Source organism: Coprobacillus sp., assembly GCF_984815275.1.
On record NZ_CFJNYH010000066.1, the window covers coordinates 1 to 8,943 of the forward strand.

Sequence of the window (8,943 nt, forward strand, 5' to 3'; positions counted from 1 at the left end):
ATTGACAGTTAAATCAATACCTTTTAAAATTTCTTTTTCTCCGACTTCAACATGTAAATCTTTAATTATTAAAGTTGACATAAAATACGCCCCTTTCGAACATATATTTTACGTAAATTTGTCAAAAATGACAAGTCATACGATAATAATTTTATTATAGACAGATTTTCTATTTTCAAAAGAAAAACTCTATAGAGCTTTGTCTATAGAGTTACCTGCTAACAAATTCCACAAATGATGACTAATAAAATAAATAATACAAGAATTAAAGTAAAAGATCCTTGATGAGCTAACATAGAATTCCCTCCTTTTTTTATTAAATACAACAACAGAATATAATCAACAAGATGAATAAAACAATTGTTGTCTCAATTCGACAACCATGACTTCCCTTATCCATGTCATGCCCTCCTTCTATGCACATTATATATTATGGTAAAATATCAATAAATTTTGTGTTATTGCCTACATAAGTTGAAAAAATATTGATATCGTGTATAATTATAGTGTTTATATCAAGGAGGTTTATATGAAACAAAAACGACTTTTAGGACTTGCCCTCGCAAGTTTGCTAGTTCTCAGTGGATGTTCTTCATCAGCTGTGAAAGAAGATGGTAAATATGTTGTCGCATCAATCGATGGCAAAAATATTCTTGCTGATGATATTTATGAAAAGCTATCTTCGTCTACTGCAGGGAAAAATGCTTTATTTACTTATTTATTAGATCAACTTATTACTGCAAACTTTCCTGTAACATCAGATATGAAGGATAATGCCTCTAATATTGTTTCTAATATTGAAGCAAGTTATAAAAATCAATACAGTGATAATGATGAAGCTCAAAAACAATTAGAAAGTGCATTATCATCAAGTGGTTATGAAAGTATGGATGCATATAAAGAATCATTAATTCAATCTTTACAATATTCTGAATTTATTAAAAAATATGTAAAAGCAAATTTTGATGAAGTTTTTGAAGATTATTATAAACAAGAAGCGCCTCGTTATATCAGTATGATTAAAGTATCAATGAGTGATCCAGACAAACCAACAGAAACTGAAACTGAGAAATTGAATGAAGTCAAATCACTTTTAAAAACTGATAAAGGATTTGCTGAAATTGCTTCTTCTTATTCAGATGATGACTCAAAGAGTGCTAAAGGTAATTTAGGAATTATTGATTCAACATCAGGATTAAAAGATTCTTATGGTGAAGATGTTGAAAAAGCAGCTTTATCTTTAGAAAAAGGAAAAGTATCTGATGCAATTAAAGGAACGAATGGTTATTATTTCTTATATTGTACAAGTACTGACAAGGATACAATCAAGAAGGATTTAGAGACAATCGATATTGATTCTCCTTTACTGGTTTATGATAGTTACATTGTTTATTTAGCTTTTAACACTTATGAATTAAAATATAGTGATGAAAAAATTGAAAAAAATGTTAAAGAAATCGTTGATGAAGCTTTAAAAGCGAGATCTGAAGAAAGAGAGGGATAAACATAATGAAAAAATTAATGATGTTACTCCTCTGTGGAGGATTATTAGTTGCTTGTTCATCTGATTCAGGCTATAGTGTAAAAGTCAGTAAAAGCGATGATGCTATGATTACTGGCAGTGAATTAAAAATGACAAAACAAGATTATTTCAATCAACTTTTAGATCAATATGGTGCTCAACAAGTGTTGAGTGAAGCTTTAACAACTATTGCTGATAAAGAGGTCACTGATCAAGAAGAAATTAATAAGCTCGTTGCTGAAAGAGAGAAAACATATGCTAAAAATGCGAATGGCGATTTAGAGAAATATGCAAAGAGTTTAGGATATGATTCTAAAGAAGAATATAGTCAAGAAGTTTTGGTTCCTGATGTTAAGCAAGAACTTCTAAGAAATAAGTATATCAAGGAAAATCTAGAAAAGATGATTAAAGATTATCAAGTTGTAAGTTTTAAGAAGATTGTTGTTACAAAAGAATCAGAAGCTTTGACAATTATCAAAGAATCTACAAGTGCAGAAATATTTGATAAAAAATTAAAAGATGCTGGTACAAATGGTGAAGATGCTGGAATTGTTACAAAGAATTCAACATTGGATGATAATTTAAAATCACAATTAAGTCAATTATCTGCTGTCAATAAAGATGGTGTTTATAGTGAAGCTATTAAGTTAAGTGATGATTCTTATGCAGTTTTATATCTTTATAATACTGATCATAAAAACACTGATGAGTTAATTAATAAATTAACTAGTGACGGTGATGTTCAAAAGGAAATTGAAGGTATCTATCTTAAAAAATACAATTTTAAAGTCAATGATTCAAAAATAAAAGATGCGATAAAAAAACTTTCTAGTGAATATATTGAATAAGGGTTCCCCTTATTCTTTTTTTGTTGTAAAATATGAGAGATGGAGGTTATGATTATGGATAATTGTATTTTTTGTAAGATCGCAAGTCACCAAATTCCTGGTAAAATTTTATATGAAGATGATGTTTGTATGGCGTTTCTTGATTTAAGTCAAACAACAAATGGACATACCCTAGTTATTCCTAAAAAACACTATCAGCATGTTTTAGATGTTGATCAAGAGACATTAGGACATATGATGTCTGTTGTCCAAAGAGTTGCATGCCAGATTGAAGAAAAAATGAATACCAAAGGATTCAATATTGTTTCTAATATGAATGAAGTTGCAGGTCAAAGTGTTCATCATTTTCATATTCACATTATTCCTCGTTATCAGACAGATGATCCTTTCCATATCCAATATACTGATCGCTCAGGTGATGTGGATTTAGAGACTATTTATCAACAAATCATAGATTGATAACGTGAAGCAAGAGTCATGAAAACAATTGAATTCTTGCTTTTTGTTTTAGACATACATATAATAAAAGAGTAAAGGAGTTTACCATGAAAAAAATTAAAATTAACATGTTATCAAATGCTGATTCAGTAGATGGTCAAGGAGTTGGAAGTGCATATTTAGAACAGGTTTCATTAATTCGAGATGAATTAAAAGATGATTTTGAAGTTGTTATTAATAATTCAAAACCTGCTGATATTATTCATTGTCATACAATTTTACCAAAATATCTCATTCAGATGAAGAGAAATAAATCAGTCAATGTGGCTTATGTTCACTTTTTACCAGATACACTTGATGGCAGTATCAATTTGCCAAAATCTGCTTTAAGTGTTTTTAAGAAATATATTACTTATTTTTATAATACTGCTGATTATTTGATTGTTGTTAATCCTATTTTTATTGAAGATTTGGTTTCTTTTGGGATTCATCGTGATAAAATTAGATATATACCTAATTATGTATCTAAGGATGCTTTTTATAAAGAAAATGATGATTCTATTGAAAAAACACGTCAAGATTATGGAATCAATAAAGATGCTTTTGTTGTTTTAGGCGTTGGACAAGTTCAAACCCGTAAAGGCGTGAAAGATTTTGTAGAAGTTGCCAAACAATTACCTGAAATGACATTTGTATGGGCTGGTGGCTTCTCTTTTGGAAAGATTACTGATGGTTATGAGGAATTAAAAGAAATCTATAACAATCCCCCTCAGAATGTTAAATTCATTGGAATTATACCTAGGGAAAAAATGAATCATATTTATAACATTGCTGACGTGCTCTTTATGCCTTCATATAACGAGTTATTTCCAATGGCTATATTAGAAGCCGTTAACAGTCAAAAACCTTTGCTATTGAGAGATTTAAACCTATATAAAGATATTCTATTCCAAAAATACTTATCAGACATATCGAATGAGGGTTTTGTGAATAAAATCAAAGAACTCCAAACAAATCAAGAACTCTATAATCTATATAGCCATTATTCTCAAGAAATTAGTGAATATTACTCTAAGGAAAATGTTAAAAAAATCTGGAAAGATTTTTATAACAGTATTGTCAAAAATAAGAAAATATCTCATAAATAAAAAAACAAAGAAAGTGGAGACATTCGCTCCACTTTTTATAAAGGAGGATATCTTTAATGAAAATAGCTATTATTTGTGCTAGCGATGATGAACTTGCTCCTTTTTTAAAAGCTCTTGAAAATGTTCAAATATCAGAAAAAGCAATGTTAAGATTTTATGAAAGTCAAATTGAAAATGTTGAAATAGTGACATTATATTGTGGGGTAGGAAAAGTTAATGCAGCATTAGCAACACAAATCCTTATTGATACTTTTCATGTTGATATCATCATTAATGCAGGTACTGCTGGAGCAATCTGTAATACGTTAAAACTTTTTGATACGGTTATTTCTAAAGAGATTGCATACCATGATGTCCAAGAAGATATACTTACAGAATTCCATCCATATCTTCCTACAGCTACCTTTTTTGTTAATAATAAATTATTGGATATTGCAAAAATAATATGTCAGCAAAATCAAAATACCTATTTAGGAAAAATAATAACTGGTGACTCATTTATTGACAAGGGACAACATGAAGCATTAAACAAAAACTTTGCAGCCCTTTGTGTTGATATGGAAAGTGCAAGTATTGCTCATGTCTGTTATGTCAATGCTATTGATTTTATTGTCATTAGGACAATAACTGATACACCAGTACTAACTGGACATCAAGCATTTGAGCAGAATTGTAAAAAAGCATCTGACCAAACAAAAGATATTGTTTTCAAATTTATAAACATGATTAAAAAACAGTGGCATTAGACCACTGTTTTTAATCATACATTTTTGGTTTATAAATCATTCTATTTTCTAAAGCAAAAACACGTTTTGAATATTCACCTGGTTCAACTTGTTCAAGAGCTTTATCAAACATATGCATTCTTGCATCTATATTATCTATGAGATAAACAATCTCAGCCTCTCTAATTTGAGGAAGAACAGGAGATCCAAATTCATTTTTACCATGATGGGAGAGAACCATATGTTGAAGTAAAATAACCTCTTCTCCTTCAATATTTAATTCTTTAGCAGCTTCATGAATCATTGCTTGAGATATTGAAATATGTCCAAGTAATTTTCCTTCAAGTGTGTATGTTGGAACAACTGGTCCACTCAATTCAACAGTCTTTCCTAAATCATGTAACAAAATACCTGCATAAATTAAATCAGCATTCAATTGTGGATAATTCCCTATCATTGCATCAGCCAATTTCAACATAGACAGTGTATGATATGCCAGTCCAGAAACAAATTCGTGATGATTTTTACTTGCTGCTGGATAAATCTTCAATTTTTCAATATTTTGCTCAAGAAGATACTTTGTTAATGTGTAAAGTTTCATATTAGATATGCGCTTGACATATTCCATCATTTCCTTAATCATCACATCAGCATCCAAAGGTGCTTTTGATAAAAATTGAACTTGTTGATTTTCTTGATAAGAAACATTGTCTATTCCAATGACTTTCATTTGGCGATCATCACTGTATTTGATAATATCCCCTTTTCCTCTTACAACTGCACCAGTTGTTAATGTCTTGATTTGCTCATCTGATGCATTCCATAATTTTGCATCAATTGTTCCAGTTTCATCTTGAAAAACAATACTAAGATAATTACTTTTGTTAGCTCCATTAGTTTTTCCAGTTGTGACATGAGAAATCATAGCTGTAAATTCTACATTATCATTTCCACATTTCATATCTTTAATTTTAATCATTCGGATCCTCCCATAATTCACTAATAATATTAACAACATCATCATATTCATAGCCTTTTTGGACTAAAAATGTAATAATCTTACTCTTCAATTGATGACTGTCATATCTCGTCTTATAACGATTATATACACGTTCATATTCTTTCGTTAATAGTTTCTTTGTATGTTCTTCTGGAAACACAAAATCAAAATTATTAATTGCACGTTCTACAACATCCTGTGAAAAACCTTTATTGAAAAGTTTATGTTTAATGTTTTGAATAAGTGCATATTGTGGTTTGTTTGTATTTTCATTATACAATTTCTTAACGATTTCAAAAGCCTTATCATATTCTAAATCTTGTGAGTAATTCGCTAAAAATTCATCAATGACAAATGGTGAAACACCATTATTCTTTAAATTAAATATAATCTTATTCATACCAAGACCTAAACGAATAGAACGCTGGAAATAATTTTTAGTATATTCCGCATCATCAATTAAATTCTTTTGAACCAGAATATCCATTGTCATATCAATCTGGATATCATCAAAGTCACCTTTATCAGCTAACTTTTTTTGCATCTTAGCATAAGTATAGTCCTTATATGTTAAATACTTTAAAGCCAAATGATACGCTCTAGAGACCTGCTCTTGATCTTTTAAGGCATCTAGTTCTTCTCTATCAACAACCTGTCCAACACTCAGACCATAGCGATCAATAACCTGTGAAGAAAGAGTGAGCATAACTTGATGATTATCAAATTGAAAAGAAACCTGATAAGTTTTGCCTTTATCTGGCACCATCGAAACAACCTTATAACAATAATGATGTTTCGATAAAGCCTTACGATAAGTATTCATAATCTTTTTATAAAAATTTTCACTACTATATTGCATAGCATCTTCAACAGCATGCATAGATAATTGGCTAAGATCAGTTTGTGCTAATTCTAATATCTTTTGAGTCAAATCTACCTTATCCTCAAAAAAGAAACCATTACGCCCATCCAAAATAACTCCTTCTAAATTTTTATCATAACGAGCCAAAGCAGGTATTCCACTTGCCATTGCTTCAATAAATGTTAATCCCTGTGTTTCAGTAATAGATGCAGAAACAAAAAGATCAGAGACATGATAATATGAAGGAACTAAATCAGCTTCTTTAGGACCAGTAAAATAAACACAATGTGTCAATTGTAACTCTTTTGTTAACTCCTGAAGTTCTTCAAGTTGTGGACCACCACCTACAATCATTAAACAAATCTGATGATTCTTTGAATAAATATCCTGCATCGCTTCAATCAATAAGTCTACACTTTTCTCAGGAGCTACTCGCCCTAAAAAAGTAACAACAAATTTATTTTCCAATTGATATTCTTTAATAATGTCATTCATCACTTTTTGATTCTTGTTTTTAACAGAAAATTTATCTAATTGCAATCCTGTCCCAATCACATTAATTGAATTTGAAATTCCATATTCTCTTAATGCATCTGCCGTCTTTTGCGAGGGAACAATCAGTTCTGAACAACTGTCACCATATATTTTAGAAATTTTTTCTATAATTTTTTTGGCCGCATGATCAACAGCTTTAATATTCCCAGGCGCAATATAATGTGAATAATCAGCCCACATTGTATGGTATGTATAACATACTGGAATATTTAAAATTTCACCAGCAATCTTCCCAAATATACCAATTCCAAACTCTGTCTGAATATGAATAATATCTGGTTCAAATTCTTTTAATTCTTTCATTCCTTTAAAAGAATAGATATTAGATGCTCGATAACCATATAGTTTTTTTAAATCTAAACCAGGTAAACGAAGAACCATATCATCTTCATCAATATAATCGCTATCATTTGGTAATATTGTTGTTACAACCAAAACATGATGACCATGTTTTTTCAACTCGTTTTTTAAGATATGTGTAGATGTAGCAACACCATTAATATCAGGTAAATAAGTATCACTTAATAATGCAATATTCATTTAATCACTCCAATCTCGAACTATTAATTTCTTTGTTTAATGAGAAAACCAACCCTCCAATAATAAGTCCTAAGTAATAAGACATAAATCTCCATAAAAATAATGAAGAAGACGTTCCAACAGTTCCTAAGAAACTAAATAACAAAACATAAATACCTTCACTACCACCACTGGCACCAGGAATTGGTAAGAAAGCATTAATTAAATAGATAAACGAACATAATCCTAAAAAATCTAAAAACTCCCACCACGAAACATTTAAATTCAATGCCTTTGCTGCAAAGAAAGGCATACTATAAATAATTGTTAACTTAACAAAATTACATAAACAAGATTTTACCAAAACCATCCTATTTTTTTGTAAAAATTTTAACTGTTCCCTAAAATCAGCCAAATACTGTTCTATTTTAGCACATGTCATCTCATAATCCTTAATAATATGCATCTTACATAATAACTTTAAAACATTATGCGTAACAAAATGTTGTAACCTTTTTGATTTAGCTCCACCAAACAACCCTAAGATAACAGCAAAATTGATCATAAATCCTAATATAGCTAGACTAAAAACACCTGCTTGTTCAGTCACAAAATAATTATATTTCAACAATACAACAACACCAGTATATAGAACCAATACACTTTGATAACAAATAAAACACATTAATAAAATACTTGATGAATTTGTAGGAACTATGCCTTGTTTATTAAAAATGTAAACTTGAGCAAATTGTCCACCACTTGCAAAAGGAGTTATGCCATTAAAGAAAGTACCACTAATTGCATTCACAAATGATTGTTTAAAAGTATAATCCTGTTTATATGCTTTTCCAAAATACCAAAGCGAAAGAGCATCAAATAAATAATAACTGAACATAATCAATCCCATAATAACAATCCATGATATTTTTGCTTCTTGAAATGATAAAAGTACTTGATCAAATTGTTCTCCAATTGATAAATAGATTGAAGTTCCACCAATGAGTAAAATAATAAGAATATTTAAAAAATATTTTTTATTTCTCATAAGTCATTTCTTTAAAGATAAAATATATCTTATCTTTAAAAACTCCTTTCTGATGATAAGAGAATCAGTTATCTATTATCTCAACCATCGCTATTTATAGATATCCATATATTTTATGTTTTGATTCTACAAAAATATACCTATCTTTATCATAATAATTTTACTACATTTTATCATATAAGGAAAGAAAAAGGGGAATAAAATAGGAAATGAAGGAAAGACAAAAAAAAGGATATCCAGTGTGGATATCCGAAGTGAACTGGCAGCTTGCTATTGTC

The 8,943-nt window shown here is 29.5% G+C and carries 9 protein-coding genes; 5 read left to right on the forward strand and 4 right to left on the reverse strand.

Annotated elements, in window-relative coordinates:
• Positions 1–218 precede the first annotated feature (218 nt).
• Positions 219–296, reverse strand: coding sequence for a YjcZ family sporulation protein (locus AC5M21_RS15305; RefSeq protein ID WP_081652836.1), 78 nt, complete (start codon positions 294–296; stop codon positions 219–221).
• A 233-nt stretch (positions 297–529) separates the two neighbouring features.
• On the opposite strand from AC5M21_RS15305, the gene AC5M21_RS15310 reads away from it, so the two are divergent.
• From AC5M21_RS15310 to AC5M21_RS15330, 5 genes are all read left to right on the forward strand, one after another.
• Positions 530–1,504 carry a peptidylprolyl isomerase gene (locus tag AC5M21_RS15310; RefSeq protein ID WP_017143804.1) on the forward strand — a complete coding sequence of 325 codons (975 nt, stop codon included), beginning with the start codon at positions 530–532 and terminating at the stop codon, positions 1,502–1,504.
• Positions 1,505–1,509: 5 nt separating this feature from the next.
• Entirely contained in the window at positions 1,510–2,370 is an 861-nt protein-coding gene (locus tag AC5M21_RS15315) for a peptidylprolyl isomerase (protein WP_008790554.1), read from the forward strand.
• 54 nt (positions 2,371–2,424) lie between these two features.
• Entirely contained in the window at positions 2,425–2,829 is a 405-nt protein-coding gene (locus tag AC5M21_RS15320; protein WP_008790553.1) for an HIT family protein, read from the forward strand.
• An 86-nt stretch (positions 2,830–2,915) separates the two neighbouring features.
• Positions 2,916–3,956: a glycosyltransferase family 4 protein gene (locus AC5M21_RS15325; RefSeq protein ID WP_008790552.1), complete on the forward strand. Its 1,041-nt coding sequence runs from the start codon at positions 2,916–2,918 to the stop codon at positions 3,954–3,956.
• Between the two features lie 56 nt (positions 3,957–4,012).
• Positions 4,013–4,702 (forward strand): 5'-methylthioadenosine/adenosylhomocysteine nucleosidase, encoded by a 690-nt coding sequence (locus AC5M21_RS15330; RefSeq protein ID WP_008790551.1) that lies wholly within the window; start codon positions 4,013–4,015, stop codon positions 4,700–4,702.
• A gap of 10 nt (positions 4,703–4,712) precedes the next feature.
• On the opposite strand, the gene AC5M21_RS15335 is transcribed toward AC5M21_RS15330, so the two are convergent.
• From AC5M21_RS15335 to AC5M21_RS15345, 3 genes are read right to left on the reverse strand one after another with little or no spacing between them, the layout of a single operon-like run.
• Positions 4,713–5,660 (reverse strand): HD domain-containing protein, encoded by a 948-nt coding sequence (locus AC5M21_RS15335; RefSeq protein WP_008790550.1) that lies wholly within the window; start codon positions 5,658–5,660, stop codon positions 4,713–4,715.
• Positions 5,653–7,638 (reverse strand): glycosyltransferase, encoded by a 1,986-nt coding sequence (locus AC5M21_RS15340; protein WP_008790549.1) that lies wholly within the window; start codon positions 7,636–7,638, stop codon positions 5,653–5,655. Before AC5M21_RS15340 ends, AC5M21_RS15335 begins: the two co-directional genes overlap by 8 nt.
• Positions 7,639–7,642: 4 nt before the next feature.
• Positions 7,643–8,665, reverse strand: coding sequence for a lysylphosphatidylglycerol synthase transmembrane domain-containing protein (locus AC5M21_RS15345; protein ID WP_008790548.1), 1,023 nt, complete (start codon positions 8,663–8,665; stop codon positions 7,643–7,645).
• Between the last annotated feature and the right edge of the window lie 278 nt (positions 8,666–8,943).